The 22550-nt window shown below is 69.7% G+C and carries 22 protein-coding genes; 3 read left to right on the forward strand and 19 right to left on the reverse strand.

The genetic code is table 11. The annotated features are described in order from the left end of the window. Positions 1-75: 75 nt before the first annotated feature. The 12 genes from ABZS61_RS29970 to ABZS61_RS30025 form a co-directional block, all read right to left on the reverse strand. Positions 76-384, reverse strand: coding sequence for a DUF2469 domain-containing protein (locus tag ABZS61_RS29970; protein ID WP_003965949.1), 309 nt, complete (start codon positions 382-384; stop codon positions 76-78). Positions 385-447: 63 nt separating this feature from the next. Continuing rightward, on the reverse strand, positions 448-936 hold the full coding sequence (locus tag ABZS61_RS29975) for an NUDIX hydrolase (RefSeq protein ID WP_356428030.1): 489 nt from the start codon (positions 934-936) through the stop codon (positions 448-450). Beyond that, the gene (gene lepB, locus ABZS61_RS29980; RefSeq protein ID WP_356428033.1) at positions 926-1702 is read right to left on the reverse strand and encodes a signal peptidase I; all 777 of its coding nucleotides are present in this window, start codon (positions 1700-1702) and stop codon (positions 926-928) included. Before lepB (ABZS61_RS29980) ends, ABZS61_RS29975 begins: the two co-directional genes overlap by 11 nt. A 50-nt stretch (positions 1703-1752) precedes the next feature. Further along, positions 1753-2691 carry a signal peptidase I gene (gene lepB, locus ABZS61_RS29985; RefSeq protein ID WP_356428168.1) on the reverse strand — a complete coding sequence of 313 codons (939 nt, stop codon included), beginning with the start codon at positions 2689-2691 and terminating at the stop codon, positions 1753-1755. Next, a complete protein-coding gene (lepB, locus tag ABZS61_RS29990) occupies positions 2597-3667 on the reverse strand; it encodes a signal peptidase I (RefSeq protein WP_356428036.1) in 1071 nt (356 codons plus the stop codon). The genes lepB (ABZS61_RS29985) and lepB (ABZS61_RS29990) overlap by 95 nt, the downstream gene beginning before the upstream one ends. Next, complete coding sequence (gene lepB, locus ABZS61_RS29995) at positions 3660-4430, reverse strand: signal peptidase I (protein ID WP_356428039.1); 771 nt, start codon at positions 4428-4430, stop codon at positions 3660-3662. The genes lepB (ABZS61_RS29990) and lepB (ABZS61_RS29995) overlap by 8 nt, the downstream gene beginning before the upstream one ends. A 45-nt stretch (positions 4431-4475) precedes the next feature. Continuing rightward, on the reverse strand, positions 4476-4826 hold the full coding sequence (gene rplS, locus ABZS61_RS30000; RefSeq protein WP_356428042.1) for a 50S ribosomal protein L19: 351 nt from the start codon (positions 4824-4826) through the stop codon (positions 4476-4478). 125 nt (positions 4827-4951) lie between these two features. Next, complete coding sequence (gene trmD, locus ABZS61_RS30005; protein ID WP_356428171.1) at positions 4952-5773, reverse strand: tRNA (guanosine(37)-N1)-methyltransferase TrmD; 822 nt, start codon at positions 5771-5773, stop codon at positions 4952-4954. Continuing rightward, positions 5773-6396 carry a ribosome maturation factor RimM gene (gene rimM, locus ABZS61_RS30010; RefSeq protein WP_356428045.1) on the reverse strand — a complete coding sequence of 208 codons (624 nt, stop codon included), beginning with the start codon at positions 6394-6396 and terminating at the stop codon, positions 5773-5775. The genes trmD and rimM overlap by 1 nt, the downstream gene beginning before the upstream one ends. An 87-nt stretch (positions 6397-6483) precedes the next feature. Continuing rightward, complete coding sequence (locus ABZS61_RS30015; protein ID WP_014153811.1) at positions 6484-6723, reverse strand: RNA-binding protein; 240 nt, start codon at positions 6721-6723, stop codon at positions 6484-6486. A gap of 2 nt (positions 6724-6725) precedes the next feature. Continuing rightward, the gene (gene rpsP, locus ABZS61_RS30020; RefSeq protein ID WP_329206954.1) at positions 6726-7166 is read right to left on the reverse strand and encodes a 30S ribosomal protein S16; all 441 of its coding nucleotides are present in this window, start codon (positions 7164-7166) and stop codon (positions 6726-6728) included. A gap of 157 nt (positions 7167-7323) precedes the next feature. Continuing rightward, positions 7324-7917: a hypothetical protein gene (locus ABZS61_RS30025; RefSeq protein ID WP_329206956.1), complete on the reverse strand. Its 594-nt coding sequence runs from the start codon at positions 7915-7917 to the stop codon at positions 7324-7326. Positions 7918-8438: 521 nt separating this feature from the next. Between ABZS61_RS30025 and ABZS61_RS30030 the strand changes: the two genes are divergently transcribed. Then, a complete protein-coding gene (locus ABZS61_RS30030; protein ID WP_356428050.1) occupies positions 8439-9305 on the forward strand; it encodes a methyltransferase domain-containing protein in 867 nt (288 codons plus the stop codon). Between the two features lie 76 nt (positions 9306-9381). Here the strand turns inward: ABZS61_RS30030 and ffh are convergent, their stop codons facing one another. From ffh to ABZS61_RS30055, 5 genes are all read right to left on the reverse strand, one after another. Next, positions 9382-10929, reverse strand: a complete 1548-nt coding sequence (ffh, locus tag ABZS61_RS30035; RefSeq protein ID WP_356428053.1) for a signal recognition particle protein — start codon at positions 10927-10929, stop codon at positions 9382-9384. Between the two features lie 121 nt (positions 10930-11050). Continuing rightward, complete coding sequence (locus ABZS61_RS30040; RefSeq protein ID WP_356428056.1) at positions 11051-13504, reverse strand: [protein-PII] uridylyltransferase; 2454 nt, start codon at positions 13502-13504, stop codon at positions 11051-11053. 32 nt (positions 13505-13536) lie between these two features. Further along, positions 13537-13875 carry a P-II family nitrogen regulator gene (locus ABZS61_RS30045; RefSeq protein WP_014048583.1) on the reverse strand — a complete coding sequence of 113 codons (339 nt, stop codon included), beginning with the start codon at positions 13873-13875 and terminating at the stop codon, positions 13537-13539. Beyond that, positions 13872-15224 (reverse strand): ammonium transporter, encoded by a 1353-nt coding sequence (locus ABZS61_RS30050; RefSeq protein ID WP_356428059.1) that lies wholly within the window; start codon positions 15222-15224, stop codon positions 13872-13874. The genes ABZS61_RS30045 and ABZS61_RS30050 overlap by 4 nt, the downstream gene beginning before the upstream one ends. 339 nt (positions 15225-15563) lie before the next feature. After that, on the reverse strand, positions 15564-17039 hold the full coding sequence (locus tag ABZS61_RS30055; RefSeq protein WP_356428062.1) for a hypothetical protein: 1476 nt from the start codon (positions 17037-17039) through the stop codon (positions 15564-15566). A gap of 429 nt (positions 17040-17468) precedes the next feature. Here ABZS61_RS30055 and ABZS61_RS30060 point away from each other — a divergent pair, with 429 nt between their 5' ends. Next, positions 17469-18116, forward strand: coding sequence for a bifunctional DNA primase/polymerase (locus ABZS61_RS30060; protein WP_356428065.1), 648 nt, complete (start codon positions 17469-17471; stop codon positions 18114-18116). Positions 18117-18191: 75 nt separating this feature from the next. Here the strand turns inward: ABZS61_RS30060 and ftsY are convergent, their stop codons facing one another. Continuing rightward, complete coding sequence (ftsY, locus tag ABZS61_RS30065; protein ID WP_356428068.1) at positions 18192-19406, reverse strand: signal recognition particle-docking protein FtsY; 1215 nt, start codon at positions 19404-19406, stop codon at positions 18192-18194. Between the two features lie 111 nt (positions 19407-19517). Between ftsY and ABZS61_RS30070 the strand changes: the two genes are divergently transcribed. After that, positions 19518-20912, forward strand: a complete 1395-nt coding sequence (locus ABZS61_RS30070; RefSeq protein WP_356428071.1) for a cytosine permease — start codon at positions 19518-19520, stop codon at positions 20910-20912. Positions 20913-21017: 105 nt separating this feature from the next. Here the strand turns inward: ABZS61_RS30070 and ABZS61_RS30075 are convergent, their stop codons facing one another. Beyond that, a complete protein-coding gene (locus ABZS61_RS30075; RefSeq protein ID WP_356428074.1) occupies positions 21018-22436 on the reverse strand; it encodes a sugar porter family MFS transporter in 1419 nt (472 codons plus the stop codon). Positions 22437-22550 lie beyond the last annotated feature (114 nt).

Below are 22550 nucleotides of genomic sequence, written 5' to 3' on the forward strand. Positions count from 1 at the left end.
TCACTCAATGTGAATATCCCGGCCACCCGGACGAGTGAGGCAGCACCCGGAACGGACACCCGGAGCGGTTGCCGGTCATCCGCCCGGAAGTTCGAGATCGCTCTTGTTGAGCTCCTCGATGTTCACGTCCTTGAAAGTCAGCACGCGAACCTGCTTGACGAACCTGGCGGGCCGGTACATGTCCCAGACCCACGCGTCCGCCATGGAAACCTCGAAAAAAACCTCGCCCTGGACCGAGTGCACCTGCATCTCGTAGTCGTTGGTGAGGTAGAAGCGCCGTTCGGTCTCAATCACATATTTGAACAGACCGACGACATCGCGGTACTCCCGGTAGAGCTTCAGCTCCATCTCGGTCTCGTACTTCTCGAGGTCCTCGGCGCTCATGGCATGTTCCCCTTCAGCCGTGCGTCCCCCTATTGTGCGTCAGCCTCACGCACCCCTGGACGATTAGACGATTTCGGGGGCGAGAACCAGCGGATCGCGTGGAGGACCCTCGTCGAGCAGCGTGCGCAGCAGCTCGCCGAGCCTGGTCGGATACACCGTCTCACGCGCCGCCAGAAGTTCGGCGGAGGTCCACCACCTGAGCCCGGCAACGCTGCGGAGCTCCAGCTCGGTGAGCCCCTTCTGGTCCGTGGCGGTCTGCGCCGTTCGAGCCAGGAAATACCACTCGTCCTGGTCCCAGCGCCGCCCGTCGAACGGGAAGGAGCAGATTCTCTTCCAGAGCACCGGGCCCAGCGCGACGTCCGTGATCCCGGTCTCCTCGGCGAGCTCGCGCAGTGCGGCCTCCGCCCTGGTCTCGTCGTCCTCCAGACCGCCGCCGGGGGTGAACCACCAGCTCGTCTCCGGGTCGTCGGGCTCGAACCCGTGCAGCAGCAGAATCCGGTCGTCCGGGTCAAGGAGCACGACCCGGGCGACCTTGCGCTTCTCAGCGGACACCGGCGTCGGTCCCTGCCCGCTTGCTCCCGCGTGCGGAGCGCCCGGCGATCGCACCCAGGGCGGCCCCACCCACGATGAGGACCACGCCCGCCAGAACAGCCCCGATCTGCAGTCTCAGCGGTCCGCTGGACGACACACCGCCCGGCAGAGCCGCGAAGGCCTCGGGGCGTTCGATCATGCCGTTCATGGGCCACGCGACGGCATCCACCCGCGCCTGCACGGCGCTGCGCGGCACCGAGCCCTGTCCCGGATCCTTGAGGTGGACTCTGGAGTCCAGCGAACCGGTGCGCTCGTCACCGAGGAGGAACAGCTGCCCCTCGGGGACCTCGGCCGTGAATTCCTCCACGGAAGCGGGCGCCTCGCCGTCGGCCTCGACCAGCAACGCGCCACCGTTCGCCTGCAGATACGGTTCCTCGATGGGCTTGCCGTTGATGGTCAGCCGACCGTTCTTGTCGCAGCAGGCGATCTTGTCCCCGCCGACACCCACGACCCGTTTCACCATCGGTACATCGCCCCACGCCGCATCCGTGAAGACGACCACGTCACCGCGCCGTACGTCGGCGCCGTCCACCCGCTCCGCGAGTACCCGGTCCCCGGCGTTCACCGTCGGGGTCATCGACGCGGTCGGCACCGTGTACGGCTGGTACACCACCGCTCCCCAGGCGAATCCGCCGAGGAAGAGCACACAGCCGACGGCCACGGCCAGGTTCGACAACACGTTGCCGAGCCGGCCGCGGCCGTCATCCGTACGTCCCATTCCGCTCATCCCAGCGCTCCCCCATCGGAGATCGACAATCGCTGATCCGAGTCGGCACCCTACCCGGCGGTACGCCCGCTGGTCAGTCTCCGGCGTCGCCAGAACACGAGGGGCAGCGCTCCGGCTACACCGAGTGCTGCCGGAACGGCGGCAGCCGCCTTGTTCAGCCCGGGCTGGTCGAACGTGCTCGGGACCGGCAGGGTCGCCCAGCGGTTGACCGGCCAGGCGACGACGATGGCCCGTCCGACCACCTCGTCCGTGGACACGGTGCCCTGTCCGGGCAGCTCCTGGTGGTAGCGGGAGTCCAGCGAGTTCTGCCGGTGGTCGCCCATCACCCAGATCCGGCCCTCGGGTACATGGATCGGCCCGAAGGGCTCGTCATCGCACGCGCTGTTGCCCTCGAAGATGAACGACTTGTCGTCCAGCGCCTTGCCGTTGACCGTCACGGGGCCGTTCTTCTTGCACTCCACCGTGTCTCCGCCGATGGCGATGACCCGCTTGATCAGGTCCTTCTCCTCGGCGGACGGCATGAGCCCGATGAAGCTCAGGAACTTCTGCACCGCGTTCGGTTCCGGGGCCGCGGTGTCCTCGAGCCAGCCGCCCGGGTCGTGGAAGACCACGACCTCGCCGCGCTCCGGCTCCGAACCGAACCACGGCGTCAGCTTGTCGACCAGCACCCGGTCGCCCCGCTGCAGTGTGTTCTGCATGGAGTCCGAGGGGATCGAGAACGCCTGCACCAGGAACGTCTTGATCAGCAGCGCGAGGATGAGCGCGATACCGATGAGGAGCGGCAGCTCCTTCCAGAACGAACGCGGCTTCTTCTGCGCCGTGCTGCCGCCGCCCGGTGAGTCGTCGTCCCCCGGGGAGTCGCCACCGGGGAAGCCGTCGCCCGGGGGGACGCCGTCACCCTCCGCCCGGCCCGCCGAGTCCGCCGGGATCCCGCCGCTCGAAGGCCGGTCCTCGGGTTCGCCGTGTCCGGATCGTGCGCCGACCGCCAAATCCCCCACATCCACTCCTCACTCCGTGCCACCGCCCGCGCCCGAATCGGCGCAGGCCCACCACTCCCATAACGAGCGGGAGTTCCGCAGGGGTCGGGAGCAGGACCATGTCGTTGCGATCCTGGGAGGACACACTATTCGACGGGCCGGCGGCCTCCGTCGCCCCGGCACGCGCATCGGGCACCGACGCGAACGTTCCGGGTTCCTCGAGCTTGCGCCAGTGAGCGAACGGCCAGGCGATCACGACCGCCCGTCCCACGACCTCGTCCTCCGAAACCGTGCCCTTGTCCGGTTCGTCGAGGTGGAAGCGGGAGTCCGCGGAGTTCGACCGGTGGTCGCCCATCACGAAGATTCGGCCCTGCGGAACCTTTACCTCGAATTTGAGGGTGGAGGGCGCATTGTCCGGATGCAGGTACGGCTCGTTGAGTGCCACGCCGTTGACGGTGACCTTGCCGTCCGTGCCGCAGCACTTCACGGTGTCGCCCCCGACGGCCACCACTCGCTTGATCAGATCCTGCTCGTCGTCCGAGGGCAGCAGTCCGATGAAGGTCAGCAGTTCCTCGGCCTGCTTGACGCCGACCGGCGGCTCCTCCTCGGCGACGTTCTCCTGCTGCAGCCAGCCGCCCGGATCCCGGAAGACGACGACATCGCCGCGCTGGGGCTCGGAGCCGAACCACGGCGTCAGTTTGTCGACCAGCACCCGGTCGCCGATCTTGATGGTCTGCTCCATCGACCCGGACGGGATCACGAAGGCCTGCACCAGAAAGGTCTTGAGCACCAGTGCGATCAGCAGCGCCACCAGGACGAGGAGGGGTATCTCCTTGATCGCGGAACGTCGCCTGCGTCGTTTGACCCTGCGGGCCAGCTTGCGGCGCTCCGCCCTCGTCGGCAGTGAGCGGGCCATGGTCGGCCGGGTCCCGGTGGGCAGCGGAATGTGCGCTTCCGTCTCTCCCGGCCTGCGCCCCCGGTTACCCATGGACCGCGTCCGGCGGCCGTATGCCGGTGAAAGCATCGGTCCCACCCAGGGAGCCGAGCCTGCCGAGCGGCCAGCCGAGCCAGTCGACGCGTCCGACGACCCGGTCCACGGGCACCATGCCGCCGCCGGGCTGCCCCAGGTGGTCACGGGAGTCCCGCGAGTTGCTGCGGTGGTCGCCCATGACCCACAGCGTGCCGTCGGGCACCACGATGTCGAAGGCCACTTCGGACGGGTTGTCACCCGGGTACAGATACTCCTCGTGCACCGACCGGCCGTTCACTTCGAGCCTCCCCCGCTTGTCGCAGCAGACCACGCGATCGCCCCCCACGCCCACCACCCGCTTCACGAAGTCGGTCTCGGCGGGTTCGGCCAGCCCCAGGGACGAGGCCGCCCCACGCAGGAGCGCGGTGACGGGGTTCCCCCCGGGCGTCTCCTGTACGAAGGAGCCGGTGCCGTCGAAGACCACCACGTCGCCGCGCTGCGGCTCGGAGCCGAAACGGTACGCCAGTTTGTTGACCAGCACCCGGTCCCCCACCCGAAGCGTGGGCTCCATCGAGCCGCTGGGGATGAGGAAGGGCTGCAGCACGAACGCGCTGAACAGCAGGAGGGCGACCGTGCAGAGCAACCCCAGGAAGGCGGCTCGCCCCCAGGACATCGAGGTGTTCGGCCGGTCCGGGACATGCGTGAAGCGCGACCCCTCCTCCGGCCCTTCTTCAGGGGCGGAGGAGCGATCGCGCTCCGTGTGCTGAGCTTCCGTGTCCATCGGGGCCGAATTGTATCCGGCCACGCTATGGACGCCGGCGCTGAATCAGCGGTCGCGCTTCTCCTTGATCTTCGCGGCCTTGCCGCGCAGCTCACGGAGGAAGTACAGCTTGGCGCGGCGGACGTCACCACGGGTGACGAGCTCGATCTTCTCGAAGATCGGGCTGTGCACCGGGAAGGTGCGCTCGACGCCGACGCTGAAGGAGACCTTGCGGACCGTGAAGGTCTCGCTGACGCCCGCGCCCTGGCGGCGGATGACGACGCCCTTGAACTGCTGGATACGGGAGCGGTTGCCCTCGATCACTCGCACGTGGACGTTGACGGTGTCACCCGCGCGGAAGGCCGGGAGGTCGGTACGCAGCGAGGCGGAATTGACGCCATCGAGCAGGGAAGTCATGTTGTCTGCTTTCTTCGCCGATGCCACAGGTCATCGACGGGAGAGTGGGAAAGTTCGGATGCTGATCACATCGGGCGGGCGTCTTTCCCCCTGTGGCAGGGGCGCGCGCCGGACGTACAGCGGGCCTATTCTTCCACGGCCTCGGGCCTTCGCCAAAATCGGCCGCCGGGCTCCGGGGACCAGCCCAGGATGGAGAGGATCTCGCGGTCCTTCTTGTCGAAGCCAGCCGCTTCGCAACGCTCGATCAGATCGGGCCTGTTGAGGGCGGTACGACGGAAGGCCTCGTCCCTGCGCCACCGCGCGATCCTGCCGTGGTGGCCGCTGAGCAGCACGTCCGGGATGCCTCGCCCGCGCCACTCGGGCGGCTTCGTGTAGACGGGCCCTTCGAGCAGATCGGCCATGGCTCCGGGTGCGAAGGAGTCGTCACGGTGCGATTCGGCGTTGCCGAGGACTCCCGGCAGGAGCCGCGCCACGGCTTCCGTGATCACCAGGACCGCCGCTTCCCCGCCGGCCAGGACGTAGTCCCCGATGGACACCTCCACGACCGGCATGCGGGTGGCGTACTCGTCCATCACCCGGCGGTCGATGCCCTCGTACCTGGCGGGCGTGAAGATCAGCCACGGCCGCTCCGAGAGCTCGACGGCGAGTTCCTGGGTGAACGGCCGCCCACTGGGCGTGGGCACCACGAGCACCGGGGAGTGCGCCCCCGCCTCGTAGCCGCGGGCCAGTGCGTCGTCCAGGGCCTCGCCCCAGGGCCCGGTCTTCATGACCATGCCCGGGCCGCCGCCGTACGGGGTGTCGTCCACCGTGTTGTGCCGGTCGTACGTCCAGTCCCGCAGGTCGTGGACGTGTACGTCGAGGCGCCCCCGGGAGCGTGCCTTGCCGACGAGTGAGACGTTCAGCGGTTCCAGGTACTCGGGGAAGATCGTGACGACGTCGAGCCGCATCACGCATCGCCCTTTCCGGGCTCACCGGGGGCCTCACCGGCCGTGTCCTCGGGCGCGGAAGCCTCGTCGGCCTCGTCGTCGGCCTCGTCGCGCGAGGAGGCGACCACGGCCTCGCTCTCGTCGATCAGGCCGGGCGGCGGCGTGATGACGGCCCGCTGCTCCTCCAGGTCGATCTCGCTGACGATCTCCTCGACGAACGGGATCATCACCTCGCTGCCGTCGGGACGCTCCACGATGAACAGGTCCTGGGAGGGCAGGTGGGTGATCTCGGTGATCCGGCCGATCACGGTTCCGTCGGCGAGGACCACGTCGAGATCCATCAGCTGGTGGTCGTAGAACTCCTCGGGGTCCTCGGGAAGCTCTTCGGGGTCCACGTCGGCGATCAGGAGCGTGTTGCGGAGTGCCTCGGCGCCCGTACGGTCGCGTACGCCCTCGAAGCGCAGCAGCAGCCTGCCGCTGTGCACCCGGCCGGTCTCGATCGTCAGGGGGCCCGTAGCCGCTGGTTCCGTGGCGAGGACGGCCCCGGGGCCGAGCCGCAGTTCGGGCTCGTCCGTGCGCACCTCGACGGTGACCTCGCCCTTGATGCCATGGGCGCGACCGATCCGCGCAACTACCAACTGCACGCTACTTCTCCCGGTGATGGTGTAGGGACGACAAAGGCCGGGGACGGCTCGAAAGCCCTCCCCGGCCCCGGCCGGTGTTCAACTCTTTCAGCGAACCTGATCCACATCGACGAGGTCGACACGGATACCACGGCCGCCGATAGCACCCACGACGGTACGCAGGGCGCGTGCGGTGCGGCCGTTGCGGCCGATCACCTTGCCGAGGTCATCGGGATGGACCCGGACCTCGAGCACACGTCCACGGCGCAGATCGCGCGAAGCGACCTGCACATCGTCGGGGTTGTCGACGATGCCCTTCACGAGGTGCTCAAGAGCCTCCTCGAGCATGCTCAGGCCTCGGTCGACTCGGTGGACGCGGCAGCGTCGGCCGCCTCGTCCGCCTTCTTGTCCGACTTCTTGGCCTTCTGGGTGATGGCCTCACCCTTGGCCTCGTCGCCGTCCGAGGTAAGGGCCTCGAACAGGGCGCGCTTGTCAGCCTTGGGCTCCGGCTGCAGCAGCGGCGCGGGGGCGGGAAGGCCCTTGTGGGCCTGCCAGTCACCGGTCAGCTTCAGGATCGCGAGAACCGGCTCGGTCGGCTGGGCGCCGACGGACAGCCAGTACTGCGCGCGCTCTGCGTTGACCTCGATGCGCGACGGGTTCTGCACCGGATGGTACAGGCCGATCTCCTCGATGGCCCGGCCGTCACGGCGGGTACGGGAGTCGGCGACGATGATGCGGTAGTGAGGCGAACGGATCTTGCCCATGCGCTTCAGCTTGATCTTGACTGCCACGGAAGTGGTGTCTCCTGGTCTCTGACGTGGTTGGGCACAACAAGATGCCACGTGGGGTTGCGGTACTCGGGTGCCCGATGGACGCGTCAGCCGGAGGAAGAGAGGGGTCCTATGCGACTGTCGAGTACAGCTAGCCATTGTGCCACACCACGTCGCCTCACCCCACCGCGACCACTGCTTCCGGGATACGGAAGGGCTTTCCGCAGCCGCCGCAGACGATCGGGGCCTGCGCGAGGACGGAGGGGACCACGCGCACGTTGCGACCGCAGTCGCAGACGGCCTTGACCCGCACGCCCCCTCCGGAGGAGCCGTGCCGGGCCGCGGGGCCGCGGAAGGAGCGTTTGGTGTCGGCGGCGGTGGCCACGGTGTGCGCCTTGAGGGCGCGCTGGAGCCGCTCCGTCGTCGGACGGTATCTGCGTTTGGCCTCGGGATTGAGTGTCACCAGCGAGAACCCGCTGCTGGCATGGGGTTCCTCGGAATGATCCAGACCCAGTTCCTCGGCGATCGCGAGGAACCGCCGGTTGTGGTACCGGCCGGCACGGGAGGTGTCCCGGACACCTCTCGCGGCGGCGATGCCGTGGACTGCCTCATGGAGCAGTCGTTCGAAGGAGAGCTCGGCGCCACAGGCGGACGAGGACTCTCCGATCAGGGACTCTGGCGCGGCAAGATCGGGCAGCTCGGGGTGGTACCGCTGAATGTCGGCCCACGCCTGTGCCAGCTCTGCGGCAAGTACAGGTGGTGTCGTGCTCACGTCGGGATAACGAGCCTGAGTGCCCCGGTGTTCCTATTCCGGGGCATCCCAAATAATTTGCACGTACCAGTCAGTTGCCGTCGATGCGTCCGGACGAGGGCGGGTGCGCAGATCTGCGGAGAAGGCTCACAGCTCGCGCCAAGGCGGTACGTAGCGTGCCGTACGCCCCTGCGCCTACGCGGGGTAGCCCTCCGGGGGACATTACCCGGCACTGCGGGACGGCCCCGAACCCCCCGCCCGTCCGGGCGCAGAGCCTTCGACGTGCTCCGTCCCGCGTGTCGGGTAAGACTGGGACGAGAGCGAGCAGCGGGCGTGCTGGTCCCCGGCACCCCAGGCCACGATGCGGAGGCCGGGGGCGCACGACCGGAGCACGCAAGCAATGCCATCCCACCCTGTCCGACCTCTGGACGGGACCGCGGATGCGGAGTTCTCTGGCATACGGGGGCTGCGGGCGCACCTAACGACATCGGGGGCCGCCCACTCGGGCACGACCGACCTCTCGGCGGATTGGGGCGCATTCCATGACACCAACGCTCGTCCGGCACCACCGGTATGCGGATTCGTCCGCCACCGTGGATGGCGGCACCCGTGCCCGTGACTGGGCCGAGATCCAGGAGCGCATGCTGGCGCCGCTCTACGAGGCGGTGTACGAGCGGCTCGAAGTCGGGGCCGGCACCCGGATGCTCTCCATCGGCTGCGGTTCCGGGCTCGCCCTGCTCATCGCGGCATCGCGCGGGGCGCACGTCACCGGAGTCGACACCGACCGTGAACGGCTCGCGCTGGCCCGCGAGCGTCTCGTGTCCGGCCAGGAGGCAGGGCCCGCACGGCCGGACGCCCCGCCGCGGGCGCGGCTGGTCGCCGGCGTCCCGTCGGCAGCCGCGCCGACGGGTGAACCGCCGTACAACCTGCTCACCGCGTTCAATCCGATCGGCTGCGCGGCCGGCGACTCCGAGGGGCTCTCGCCCGCGCTCGCCGCCGCCGTGCCGCTGGCCGCGCGGGGGGCCACGGTGGTCCTGACCGGCTGGGGACCGCCGGAGCGGTGTGCCACGGCTCCGGTGCTCCGGGTGGCGGCCCGGCTCGCCGAGTCGGCGCGCACACCGCGCCCCGGCGGCTGGCGTCCCGCGCTGCGGGACGACCTGGAGGACGTGGCGGCGCGGGCGGGGCTGAAGCCGGACGGATCCGGCCGGGTCTCCTGCCCGTTCGGGTACGCGGATCTGGACAGCGCGGTGCGCGGACTGCTGTCGACCGGCCTCTTCGACACGGCGATACGTGCCACGGACCGTTCCCAGGTGGAGAAGGAGGTCGCGGAGGCGCTGCATCCGCACCGGCGGCCCGACGGGACGGTATGGATGCCGAATGTCTTCCGGTATCTGGTGTGCGTGGTCTAGCACCCGGGAGGGCCGGAGAACATGAGGAAGGGGCGCCCCGCTCGGCGGGGCGCCCCTTCCTCATGTTTCCGGCCGGTCAGCCCATGAACTTCTTGAACTCGTCCGGCAGCTCGAAGTTCTTGTCCTCCTGGGCGGGCAGACCGAACGCGCCGCCCTGCGCCGCAGCCTCACGGCGGGCCGCCTCGGCCTGCTCCTCGGCCTTGCGCTTCATCGGGTTGCCGCTCTTGCGCTTGCCCTTGGCCTGCTTGACCTGCTTCTTCTGACGGCCCGCACCGCCACCCGAGCCAGGCATCCCGGGCATCCCCGGCATTCCGCCGCCCTGGGCCATCTTCGACATCATCTTGCGGGCCTCGAAGAACCGCTCCACCAGGCTCTTCACGGCGGAGACCTCGACGCCGGAGCCCTTGGCGATACGGGCCCGGCGCGAACCGTTGATGACGGTCGGTTCCTGGCGCTCGTGCGGCGTCATCGACTTGATGATCGCGGCCGTGCGGTCCACGTCCCGCTCGTCGATGTTGGCGATCTGGTCCTTGATCTGCCCCATGCCGGGCAGCATCCCGAGCAGCTTGGAGATGGAGCCCATCTTGCGGACCTGCTCCATCTGCGCCAGGAAGTCGTCGAGCGTGAAGTCCTTGCCCTTGCTCGACGCCAGCTTGGAGGCCATTTGAGCGGCCTCTTCCTGGCTGAAGGTCTTCTCCGCCTGCTCGATCAGGGTGAGCAGGTCACCCATGTCGAGGATGCGGGACGCCATGCGGTCGGGGTGGAACGCGTCGAAGTCCTCGAGCTTCTCACCGTTCGACGCGAACATGACCTGCTTGCCCGTGACATGGGCGATCGACAGGGCGGCGCCACCACGGGCGTCGCCGTCGAGCTTGGAGAGGACCACGCCGTCGAAGCCGACGCCGTCGCGGAAGGCCTCGGCGGTGTTGACCGCGTCCTGGCCGATCATCGCGTCGACGACGAAGAGGATCTCGTCGGGGCTGACGGCGTCGCGGATGTCCGCGGCCTGCTGCATCAGCTCCTGGTCGATACCGAGGCGGCCCGCGGTGTCGACCACGACCACGTCGTACTGCTTGGCCCGGGCGTGCTCGATCGAGTCCTTGGCGACCTGGACCGGGTCACCCACACCGTTGCCCGGCTCCGGCGCGTACACCGCGACACCCGCGCGGTCGGCGACGACGCTGAGCTGGTTCACGGCGTTCGGGCGCTGGAGGTCACAGGCGACCAGCAGCGGCGAGTGGCCCTGGCTCTTGAGCCACAGACCGAGCTTTCCGGCGAGGGTCGTCTTACCGGCACCCTGCAGGCCCGCCAGCATGATCACGGTGGGAGGGTTCTTGGCGAACCGGAGCCGCCGGGTCTCACCGCCGAGGATCCCTACGAGTTCCTCGTTGACGATCTTGACGACCTGCTGGGCAGGGTTCAGCGCCTGGGAGACCTCGACGCCGCGCGCCCGCTCCTTGACGTTGGCGATGAAGGCACGGACGACGGGCAGGGCGACATCGGCCTCGAGCAGTGCGATACGGATCTCGCGAGCCGTGGCGTCGATGTCCGCCTCGGACAAGCGGCCCTTGCCCCTGAGGTTTTTGAAAGTCGCGCTAAGGCGGTCGGAGAGAGTATCGAACACGGCGCTCGTCGGTCCTCAGGGTCGGGGGTGGTGGCAGGTCAATCGCCCTCCAGGGTATCCGGACCCCGTGGAACGCAAAGCCCCCGGCCGTTTCTCGTGACGAACGGCTCGGCGGCGGGGTTCAGCGCAGTGCCTTCTCCACCTCCCGGGCGACTGCCGCCGCCCGCTCCCGGGCCAGCGGCTCACCGTCGGTGTCCGTGACGTAGAAGGCGTCCACCGCGTTCGCGCCGAGCGTCGAGACGTGGGCGCTGCGCACCCGTACCGCGCTCTGCTCCAGTGCCCAGCCGATCCGGTGCAGGAGCCCCGGGGCGTCCTGGGCGCGCACCTCGATCACAGTGGCGAGCCGCGAGCCGGCCGCCGCTACGGTCACCCTGGGCGGCGGCGCCTTCACGCCGCGCCGCCTCGGGTAGGCGGCCTCGCGCTCGGCGAGGCGGGTCCGGATGTCCAGCGACCCGTCCAGGGCCCGTACGAGGTCGGCGCGGAGCCGGACGGCCTGCGGGAGGGACCCGTACTCGGCCGCGACCCGCCAGCTGAGCACCAGCAGACCGGCTGTCTCGCCCAGCTCGGTGGGGAGCTCGACGGCCCGCAGGTCGGCGGCGCGGACGGTGAGGCGGTGCAGGGCGAGCACCCCGGCCGCGGCCGGCAGCACGCCGGGTCGGTCGGGCAGTGCGATGAGGAGTTCGACGCCGACGGGTCCCGGTTCGCCGTCCTCCGAGACGGGCTCGGGCCGGGTGTGGAGGGACAGGACGGGTTCGCCGGTGCGCAGGGCCTCGATCGCGAGGCGTTCCTGTTCGGCACTGGGCGCGAGAGGTTCCGGCTCGGGCGGCTCCTCCCCGGCCAGGAGTGCGGCGACGCGCTTGACGAGGTCCGTGACGAGGGAGGCACGCCAGGAGCTCCACGCGGCAGGACCGGTGGCCAGCGCGTCGGCCTCGGTCAGCGCGTGCAGGAGTTCCAGGGTGGAGGCGCTGCCCACGGCGTTGGCGACGGAGCGGACGGTCGCCGGGTCGTCGAGGTCGCGCCGGGTGGCGGTCTCGATGAGCAGGAGGTGGTGGCGTACGAGAGTGGCGAGGACACCCACGTCCTGCTTGTCGAAGCCGATGCGGGCGGCCATGTCGCGGGCGATGACCTCGCCCGCGACGGAGTGGTCCCCGGGCCAGCCCTTGCCGATGTCGTGGAGGAGGGCCGCGACCAGGAGGAGGTCGGGCCGGCCGACGCGGCGGGTGAGGGAGGAGGCGCGGACGGCCGTCTCGACGAGGTGGCGGTCGACGGTCCAGGTGTGGACGGGGTTGCGCTGCGGACGGCAGTGGACCCGTTCCCAGTCGGGCAGCAGCCGGGTGATGATGCCTTCCGCCTCCAGGGCCTCCCAGACCCCGACGGTGGACTCGCCCGCTCCCAGCAGGGTGACGAGCTCCTCGCGGGCTTGCGCGGGCCACGGCACGGGCATCGGCTGGGCCGCGGTCCTCAGATGGCGTACGAGGTGGCGGGAGAGCGGCAGCCCTGACTCCGCCGCCGCCGCTGCGGCCCGGAGGGTGAGGACGGGGTCCTTCTCGGGGCGTGCGGTGCGCGCGAGGACGACTTCGCCGTCCGCCTCGACGACGCCCTCGGCGAGCGGGGTGCGTTCCGGGGCGGCCTTGGCGCCGCCGCTGAGGATCGCCCGCAGCCGGGGCCGTACGGAGCGGGCGCGCAGGACGCGGTTGACCTCGCGCCAGGTGACGTCGGTCGCGTACGAGACGGTGCGGGCGGCCTCGTACACCTGGCGCAGCAGGGCGTCGGCGTCGAGCAGGCCGAGGGCACCGGCGACCTGGTCCTGTTCCTGCAGGGCGAGGCGGTCCGTGGCGCGGCCGGTGGTGAGGTGAAGGGCGTCGCGGGCGTCGAGGAGGGTGCGGCGGGCTTCGGCGAGGCCTTCGCGGGGGGCGTCGGCGACCCAGGAGGCGGCGACGGCGCGCAGGGCGGTGGCGTCACGGAGACCGCCGCGGGCTTCCTTGAGGTCGGGTTCCAGCAGGAACTGGAGCTCGCCCATGCGTTCGGCCCGCTCCCGGCAGAGTTCGTCGAGGGCGGGGAGGCGTTTGGGTGCCTGGTTCCGCCAGTCGGCGAGGATCGCGGTGCGCAGTCCGGCGACGAGGCCGAGGTCTCCGGCGACGGGGCGCGCGTCGAGCAGCCCGAGCTGGACCTTGAGGTCCTCGCCGGCGGTCTTGAGTGCTTCGCCGGGGGTGCGTACGGAGTGGTCGAGGGCCAGGCCGAGGTCCCACACGGGGTACCAGACGTGGTCGGCGAGCTCGGCGATGGCTCCGGAGTCGGCGCTGCCGTCGTGCAGGAGCAGGAGGTCGAGGTCGCTGCGCGGGGAGAGTTCGCCGCGGCCGTACCCGCCGACGGCGACGAGGGCCGCGCCGCGGACACCCGCCGCCTCGGCCGCCGCGGTGAACAGCGCGGTCAGCCACTCGTCGGTGATGCGGGCCAGGGCGGCACGGCGCGGCGGCCCGGACTGCGTCTTCTCCTGGAGAAGACGCAGCCGGGCCGCCGCGTAGCCGCTGGGTCCCGAGTCCTCGGATTCGGTGGTCACTTCGGTGCTCGTCACCCAGCTGCCTTTCCGTTCGGGAAAACCGTCGGTCAGAGTGCGTCCGGGCCGCGCTCACCGGTCCGTACGCGGATCGCGGTCTCGACGGGGACGCTCCAGACCTTGCCGTCACCGATCTTGCCCGTCCGGGCGGCCTTGACGACCACGTCGATGAGCTGTTCGGCGTCCTCGTCCTCGACGAGGACCTCGATGCGGATCTTGGGTACGAGGTCGACGGTGTACTCGGCGCCCCGGTAGACCTCGGTGTGTCCGCGCTGCCGCCCGTAACCGCTGGCCTCCGTGACCGTGAGGCCCTGGACGCCGAAGGCCTGGAGGGCCTCCTTGATCTCGTCCAGCCGGTGTGGCTTCACGACTGCGGTGATGAGCTTCATGCGTCCACCTTCTTGTTCGTCGGGGCTGCCGTGGCGCCGGGCGCCGGAGGTGTGGTGCGCGTGGCCGCGCCGCCGCCGGCGCCGCTGAAGTCGTACGCCGTCTCGGCGTGCTCGACCTGGTCGATGCCGGAGATCTCGTCGTCCTCGGAGACGCGCATGCCGATCGTCTTGTCCAGGATGAGGGCGAGGATCGCGGAGACGACCAGAGAGTACGCGAGGACCGCGAACACTCCGACGGCCTGCTTGCCCAGCTGGTCGAGCCCGCCGCCGTAGAAGAGGCCCTTGGCGTCGGACTGCACACCGCCGGTGGCGAAGAAGCCGACGAGGAGGGATCCGATGACACCGCCGACGAGGTGGACGCCGACGACGTCCAGGGAGTCGTCGTAGCCGAACTTGTACTTCAGGCCGACGGCCATGGCGCACAGGACACCGGCGATGATGCCGATCGCGATGGCGCCGAGCGGGCTGACGGCGCCGCCCGCCGGGGTGATGGCGACGAGGCCTGCAACGGCGCCGGACGCCGCACCCAGGGTGGTGAAGGAGCCGTGGCGGATCTTCTCGTAGGCGAGCCAGCCCAGAACTGCCGCACCGGTGGCGACCTGGGTGTTGACGAACATGACCGCGCCGACACCGTCGTCGTTGCCGAGCCACGACCCGGCGTTGAAGCCGAACCAGCCGAACCACAGGAGCGCGGCACCGAGCATGACGAGCGGCAGGCTGTGCGGCCGCATCGGGTCCTTCTTGAAGCCGACCCGCTTGCCGATGACCAGGATCACGCCGAGGGCTGCGGCACCCGCGTTGATGTGGACTGCCGTACCACCGGCGAAGTCGATGACACCCAGATCGAAGAGCCAGCCGCCGGCGCCCCAGACCCAGTGCGCGACCGGGAAGTAGACGACGGTGACCCAGAGGGTGATGAACAGGGCCCACGAGGTGAACTTGACCCGGTCGGCGAGGGCGCCGCTGATGAGGGCCGGGGTGAGCACGGCGAACATCAGCTGGAAGACCGCGAAGACGTAGGTCGGGATGGTGTAGCCGTCCCAGAGCTCGGTGACGCCGATGCCGCTGAGGCCGACGAAGTCGGAGCTCCAGCCGATGACGGAACCGACGTCGGTGCCGAAGGCGAGGCTGAATCCGTAGAGCACCCACAGGATCGTGACGATCCCGAGGCTGATGAAGCTCATCATCAGCATGTTCAGGGTGCTCTTGACGCGGACCATGCCTCCGTAGAAGAAGGCCAGGCCCGGGGTCATCAGCATCACCATCGCGGAGCAGATGAGCATGAACCCGGTATTGGCGGCAGACAGCGTCGGGGCGTCTGCGGCAAGCGTCGTGATGCCTGGGGGCATCGGCGTCTCCTCGTCGTCGGTGCGGCCACGTGCGGGGGTGCGGGACCACTGTGGAAAAGGTGCGGGCCGGTTATGCGCCATGAGATTCGCGCAGCGCGGTTTCCACGAATGCCGCACGATGTTTCGCCTCAGTGACGAACGGGCTTCGCGTGTTACGTCCGAATGAACCAGGAGTGGCGAACCCGTTGTGCTGCCTACCATGCTGCCTGCGCCGCATACGGTGCGGTTCGGACGGCTCAGGACGTGAACCGGCCACGGCAGCCACCCGCTGACCTGGCAATGGGGGAGCCGAGTCGGGATGTACGGGATGGCTGTCGTGGCCGGTGGTAGGGGTGGCGGTCAGACCGCTTCCGCGGTCTCCGGAAGCTGCTCGGTGAGCAGGTCGGTGAGCCGGGCGACCTCGGCAATGTCACCGAAGTCCCTGGCAGCGGTGTCGACGGTCTTGCGGAGCCGGGTGTTCACGCGCTCGGACCTGACCTTCTTGGCGATCTTCAGGGCCTGGGTGGCCAGCACCGTCGACTCCTCGGGCTCGCGCTTGAGCAGGTGCACGGTGGCCATGCCGATCAGGTTGAGTGCGAAGGACCTCTGGTGCTCGTCGTCCTCGCCGAAGAGCTCGACGGCGCGCGCCATGACGGGCTCCGCGAGCGACGCGTACGTGGGGCTGCGGCCCGCGACATAGGCGAGGTCACGGTAGGAGTGCGCGTTCTCGCCGTGCAGTTCGGCGTCGGAGAAGAAGCGGATCCAGTCGGGCTCGGGCTCGCCGTCGATCCCGGCGTCGGCGAAGGTGTCCTCGGCCATCCGGACCGCCCGCTTGCACTTGCTGGGCTGGCCCATGTTGGCGTACGCACGGGCCTCCATCGCATACAGCATGGCCTGGGTGCGCCCGGTGGCGCAGTCCCGGCTGCCGTACTGGGCGAGGTGGATGAGTTCGAGTGCGTCGTCGGGCCGCCCGAGGTGGATCATCTGGCGGCTCATGCTGGACAGGATGTACGAACCCAGCGGCTTGTCCCCCGCCTCCTTGGAGGCGTGCAGGGCCAGGACGAAGTACTTCTGAGCGGTGGGCTGGAGGCCTACGTCGTAGCTCATCCAGCCGGCGAGTTCGGCCAGTTCGGCGGCGCACCGGAAGAGGCGCTTGGCGGTGGCCTCGGGCTGGGATTCCTGTAACAGGTCGGTGACCTCGTGGAGTTGGCCCACGACGGCCTTGCGGCGCAGTCCGCCGCCGCACTGCGCGTCCCACTGGCGGAACATCGCGGTGGTGGATTCCAGCAGGTCCAGCTCGGGCCCGGAGAGCCGTGAGGGGCGTCCTCCCGGGGCGGCCTGTTCCGGCACCGGGGGCCCGGAGGGGGCCACGGGCACCAGCCAGCGCTGCATCGGCTCGATGAGGGTGGGGCCCGCCGCCAGGGCGAGGGAGGAGCCGAGGAAGCCTCGCCGCGCCAGCATCAGGTCGCTGCGGGAGAACTCACTGAGCAGCGCGACGGTCTGAGGGCCGGCCCAGGGCAGGTCTACCCCGGCCACCGACGGGGACTGGTGGGCGGCGCGCAGGCCGAGGTCCTCGACGGCGACGACGGTGCCGAAGCGTTCGGAGAAGAGCTCCGAGAGGATGCGCGGGATGGGTTCACGCGGCTGTTCACCGTCGAGCCAGCGCCGGACCCGGGAGGTGTCGGTGCTGATGTGGTGGGCGCCCAGCTGGCGCGCACGCCGGTTCACCTGGCGTGCGAGCTCGCCCTTCGACCAGCCGCTGCGCACGAACCATGATCCCAATTGCCCATTGGGGCGCTTCCCGGCATTCGCCTCGCCTGCGCCGCTGCCACTCACTGGAACGCCCCCATCCCGCTGAAACCTGTCGCGCGAACCTCTATCAGAATGCCGTGCATCGGTGCTGTCCGTACGGACGTTGCGCACCATCGAACAGAGAGTCGGGTTGCCCGGGGCATACCCGTGAGCGCACATGCAATTGCATGGTTCGAGTACCGACGGTAATCCTACGATCACTGCTCACGCGAGGGTGACCACGGAAACGCCACCATTCGCCACCCCTTCGGATGAACGCGCCCGGCGCCTGCCGCGATTCACTTGACAGGCCGCGATCAGGGACGAGCGGAGTGAAGCATTCAGGGGCGCGTGAACCGTATCGCGCAACCCCCGAATGTCACCCCCGCGCGTCATCGGACCGTCGGCGGCGCCGGAGGACGCTCGCGTGCTCCGGGTCGTAACCACCGGTGACTCGGACCCGTTGGAGGGGGCATGGGCTTCACGATCGGCGGCATCCGGGAGATGCGATCCGGCGCGCGGCGCCGCGGCCGTGTGGCCGAGGGCACCGCGGTGGCCGAGTACACAGGACTCTGGGGCTGGGCGGTGACTCCGGGAGCACGGGCGAGCGACGGTGCCTGCTCGTGCGGCGACAGCGTGTGCGCGGCCCCCGGGGCACATCCCCTGGACTTCGCCCAGGAGGTGCCGGCGGGCGCCACCTTCACGACCGCCGCGAACGCCTGGGCCGAGGTGCCCGGCGCCTCGATGCTGCTCCCCGTGGGCCGCAGCTTCGACGTGCTCGACGTCGCCGAGGCCGCCGGCCGGCGGGCCCTGGTACGCATGGAGCGGATGGGGCTGCCGCTGGGCCCGGTGACGGTGACCCCCACCGGGCGGACGCAGTTCTTCGTCGCCCCCGGCGCCGCGACCGGGCTGCCGGGGCTCCTGTACCGGATGGGCTGGGACGACGCGGATCTCGATCTGCGGGCGCTGGGCCCGGGTTCGTACATCACGGCTCCGCCGTCCGACCTCGGGGGTCTGGGGCCGGTCCGGTGGCTGCGTCCCCCGCAGCCGGACACGGCTGTCGCTCCCCCGCAGGCACGACTGCTGCTGGGCACGCTGGCCTACATATGCCACCGCTGGTGACAGGCAGGACAGCCGGAAGGGCGGTGGACCCGAGGAGGGTCCACCGCCCTTCCGGCGTGCGCGGGGGTACGGGAATCAGTCGCCGATCAGTGCGTCGACGAAGGCGTCCGGCTCGAACGGAGCAAGATCGTCAGGCCCCTCACCGAGGCCGATGAGCTTCACGGGTACGCCCAGCTCACGCTGGACCGCGATGACGATGCCGCCCTTGGCGGTACCGTCCAGCTTCGTGAGGACGATGCCGGTGATGTCGACGACCTCGGCGAACACCCGTGCCTGCACCAGGCCGTTCTGGCCCGTCGTGGCATCGAGCACGAGGAGGATCTCGTCGAGCGGCCCGTGCTTCTCGACGACGCGCTTGACCTTGCCGAGCTCGTCCATGAGGCCGGTCTTGGTGTGCAGCCGACCGGCGGTGTCGATGAGCACGACGTCGGCGCCCTCGGCGATGCCTTCCTTCACCGCGTCGAAGGCGATCGACGCGGGGTCGCCGCCCTCGGGTCCGCGGACCGTGCGGGCGCCGACGCGCTCGCCCCAGGTCTGGAGCTGATCCGCGGCGGCGGCGCGGAAGGTGTCGGCCGCACCGAGCACGACGCTGCGGCCGTCGGCGACGAGCACCCGGGCGAGCTTGCCCGTCGTGGTCGTCTTGCCGGTGCCGTTGACACCGACGACCATCACGACGCCGGGCGTCTCGGCGCCGCCCTCCGTCTTCACGGCGCGGTCGAAGTCGGTGCCGAGAAGGGTGATGAGCTCCTCGCGCAGCAGTGTGCGCAGCCCTTCCGGCGTACGGGTACCGAGGATGCGGACCCTCTCACGGAGCCGCTCCACCAGTTCCTGGGTGGGCGCGACGCCGACGTCGGCGGTCAGGAGCGTGTCCTCGATCTCCTCCCAGGTGTCCTCGTCGAGGTTGTCGCGGGACAGGAGCGTGAGCAGCCCCTTGCCCAGGGAGTTCTGCGAGCGGGCGAGCCTGGCCCGGAGGCGTACCAGGCGGCCCTCGGTGGGCTCGGGGACTTCGAGCGGGGGGATCTCCGGCTCGATGGCCACCGGGGCTTCCCCGGCGGGGGCCTCGGTTCCGGGGGGACCGACCTCCTCGATGGTGCGCCGCGCTTCGTCGCGCGGCGCCTCGGCTTCGTCGCCGACGTGGGGTTCGGCGGGAGCAGTGATGGTCGGCGTGCTCGACGGCGCCGAGGGCGGCAGCTGCTTCTTCTTGCGGCTGCTGACCACGAGCCCGCTGATCAGGCCGACCGCGACCAGGGCGATGACTACGGCAAGGATGACGATTTCGGCGATTTCCATAACCCGTCCAGTATCGGCCACGGCCGTGGTCCGGGCACGGTTCCGGAGGACCGTCCGGACAGACCTCGGGGGCGTTATGAACCTTTTGGGGGTAAAGGTACGCTGCTGCCCGTGGAGAACCGCGGTCTCGATCCCGTCCCCGACGCCGAACGCACCGGCCGGGTCGGCGCCCTCTTCCCCACCTGGGTGACGGCGAACATGACGGTGCTGCTGCTGACGGTGGGCGCCGGTCTGACCGTCTTCAACGGGTTGAACTTCTGGCAGGTGCTCGCCGTCGCGGTCACGGCCCCGCTGCTCTCCTTCGGCCTGGTCGGCCTGGTGTCGATCGCCGGGAAGCGCGGCGGATCACCCGGCATGGCGCTGTCGCGAGCGGTCTTCGGCCAGCGCGGCAACCTGTTCCCCGGCGCCCTGCTGTGGGTGGCCCGCTGGGGCTGGGAGACGGTCAACGCGGTCACCGGCTCCTACGCCGTGCTGGCGGTGCTCAACCTGCTGTTCGACGTCCGGAGAACCAACAGTCTGGTCATGGTGACCCTCACGGCCTTCGTCGCGAGCAGCTTCCTCGTCTCTGGGCTCGGCATCCGGGCACTGCGGTTGTGCTGCGCCGTGTCCTCGTACCTCTTCGGCGGCGCCAGTCTTCTCGTACTGGTCCATGTGATCGGCTCGACACCGTGGAGGGCTGTCCTGGACCGGCCTGCGGGCCCGGCGGCGATGATGGTCGCGGGAATCGGGACCCTGGTCGCGGGAGGCATCAGCTGGGTCCCGTCCGCCCCGGACTTCGCCCGCTACCTGCCGCGTTCCGCCTCCGGCCGGAGGATGGTCGGCGTGACCGTGGGAGGGGCACTGATCATCGTCCTGCCGATGGTGATGATGGGCGCGGTGATGGCGGTGGGCACGCCGGGGCTGGCCGTCACGGAGGATCCGGTGGCCTTCATCGGGCCTCTCCTGCCGGGCTGGATATCGGTGCCGTACCTCCTGATCGCCATCTTCGGCATGGTGATGATCAACTCGATGTCCATGTACTCCGCCGGCTTCACCGCTCAGACACTCGGGTTCGCGATGCCCCGCGCCTGGGCCGTGGGCGTGAACGCCGCCATCAGTCTGCTGCTCGGCGGGCTGCTGATGATGGTGGCGAGGAGTTTCATCGACACGTTCATCTCCTTCCTGGCGCTGCTCGCCGTGACGTTCTCCGCCTGGATCGGCGTGTTCGGCGCGGATCTGCTCCGGGGGCGCGCGTACGACGCGGCGGCCCTGATGGACACGACGTCCCGCAGCGCCTACTGGTACTCGGCCGGCTTCTGCTGGCAGGCCATGACCGCGTGGGCCGCGGCCCTCGCCGTGGGGCTCCTGTTCACGACGGTGGAGTGGTTCGCCGGCCCTCTCGCCACCACCTGGATCGGCCGCAACGGCCTGGGCTGGGCGGCGACGATCCTGGCCGCGGCGGGGGTGTACGCACTGCTGCCGCGCCCGGCCGCCCGCAGGGACGGCGGTGGCCCTGACGGCTCCTGAGGGCCGGTGCATCGCGCGGTACCCGTCCGCGGCAGCACGCTGCCCCGGTCGGGCGAGTGGCCGGACCGGGGCAGCGTTCTGTTCCGAGGAGAGGGGCAGCGGGGATCAGCCCATCTCCTCCAGCGCCTTGCCCTTGGTCTCCTTCACGAACTTGAGCACGAAGGGGATCGAGAGCACGGCGAAGCAGGTGTAGATGATGTAGGTGCCCGACAGGTTCCAGTCGGCAAGGCTCGGGAAGCTCGCGGTGATCGCCCAGTTGGCGATCCATTGCGCGGACGCGGCGACTCCGAGCGCGGCGGCGCGGATGCGGTTCGGGAACATCTCGCCGAGGAAGACCCAGACCACGACACCCCACGACAGTGCGAAGAAGAGCACGAAGACATGGGCCGCGATGAGCGCGACCGTGCCCTGGGTGTCGGGGAGCTTGCCGTCGACCAGGTCGGCGGAGAAGGCCCAGGCTTCGACGCCCAGCGCGATGGCCATACCGACCGAGCCGACGAGCGCGAGCGGCTTGCGACCGACCCGGTCCACGAGGACCATCGCGATCACGGTGCCGATGATGTTGATGATCGACGTGGTGAACGAGTAGAAGAACGAGCTGGTCGGGTCGATGCCGACCGACTGCCACAGCGTCGACGAGTAGTAGAACGCCACGTTGATGCCGACGAGCTGCTGGAAGACGGAGAGTCCGATACCGACCCAGACGATCGGCAGGAAGCCGAAGCGGCTCCCGAGCAGGTCGCTGAACGTGGACCTGTGCTCGCGGTGCATGGCCGTCTCGATCTCGAGCACGCGGGCGTCGAGATCGACGTTCTTCCCTTCGACCTCTTCGAGGATCTTCCGGGCCCGGTCCTTCTTGCCGACGGAGATCAGGAAGCGCGGCGACTCGGGGATCGCGAAGGACAGCAGCCCGTAGAGGATGGCGGGCACGACCATGACGCCGAGCATCCACTGCCAGGCCTCGAAGCCGGCGATGTCGCCGCGCTGGTCGCCGTCGGCGATCTGCAGGATGCCGTAGTTGACCAGCTGCGAGATGGCGATGCCGATGACGATGGCGGCCTGCTGGAAGGAGCCGAGCCGTCCGCGATAGGCGGGCGGCGAGACCTCGGCGATGTAGGCCGGGCCGATGACCGAGGCCATACCGATCGCGAAGCCGCCGATGATCCGCCACATGGCGAGGTCCCACAGGGCGAACGGGAGCGCGGAGCCGATGGCGCTGATGGTGAACAGCACGGCGGCGATCTGCATGCAGCGGATGCGGCCGATCCGGTCGGCGATGCGTCCCGCGGTCGCCGCGCCGATCGCACAGCCGATCAGCGCGATGGCGATGACCTGCGCCAGCGTCCCCGAGCCGATGTCGTAGCGGTCACGGATGGCTTCCACCGCTCCGTTGATCACGGAACTGTCGTAGCCGAAGAGGAAGCCGCCCATCGCCGCGGCTGCGGTAATGAAGATGACGTGGCCGAGATGCTCCGGGTGGGCTCCCCGGGCTCCGGACTCCGGTCCGTGCGCTGTGCTGGTCACATGAACTCCTGATACCTGGCCGCAACGTCAGGTGTGGGGGGTGAGCTCTCCCAGTGGCGCATAACTTTTCGTCAGACACCACTTGAAGGTGAAAACAACATTGCAGAGGCTATG

Origin of the sequence: Streptomyces sp. NPDC005566, assembly GCF_040605575.1 — a bacterium.
Taxonomy (GTDB): Bacteria; Actinomycetota; Actinomycetes; order Streptomycetales; family Streptomycetaceae; genus Streptomyces.

Coding starts and splice junctions, on each gene's coding strand:
- ABZS61_RS29970 (WP_003965949.1), bottom strand. CDS start 384: ATGAGCGCCGAGGACCTCGAGAAGTACGAGACCGAGATGGAGCTGAAG.
- lepB (WP_356428033.1), bottom strand. CDS start 1,702: ATGAGCGGAATGGGACGTACGGATGACGGCCGCGGCCGGCTCGGCAAC.
- lepB (WP_356428036.1), bottom strand. CDS start 3,667: ATGGGTAACCGGGGGCGCAGGCCGGGAGAGACGGAAGCGCACATTCCG.
- lepB (WP_356428039.1), bottom strand. CDS start 4,430: ATGGACACGGAAGCTCAGCACACGGAGCGCGATCGCTCCTCCGCCCCT.
- rplS (WP_356428042.1), bottom strand. CDS start 4,826: ATGACTTCCCTGCTCGATGGCGTCAATTCCGCCTCGCTGCGTACCGAC.
- trmD (WP_356428171.1), bottom strand. CDS start 5,773: ATGCGGCTCGACGTCGTCACGATCTTCCCCGAGTACCTGGAACCGCTG.
- ABZS61_RS30015 (WP_014153811.1), bottom strand. CDS start 6,723: ATGCTCGAGGAGGCTCTTGAGCACCTCGTGAAGGGCATCGTCGACAAC.
- ABZS61_RS30030 (WP_356428050.1), top strand. CDS start 8,439: ATGACACCAACGCTCGTCCGGCACCACCGGTATGCGGATTCGTCCGCC.
- ABZS61_RS30045 (WP_014048583.1), bottom strand. CDS start 13,875: ATGAAGCTCATCACCGCAGTCGTGAAGCCACACCGGCTGGACGAGATC.
- ABZS61_RS30050 (WP_356428059.1), bottom strand. CDS start 15,224: ATGCCCCCAGGCATCACGACGCTTGCCGCAGACGCCCCGACGCTGTCT.
- ABZS61_RS30060 (WP_356428065.1), top strand. CDS start 17,469: ATGGGCTTCACGATCGGCGGCATCCGGGAGATGCGATCCGGCGCGCGG.
- ftsY (WP_356428068.1), bottom strand. CDS start 19,406: ATGGAAATCGCCGAAATCGTCATCCTTGCCGTAGTCATCGCCCTGGTC.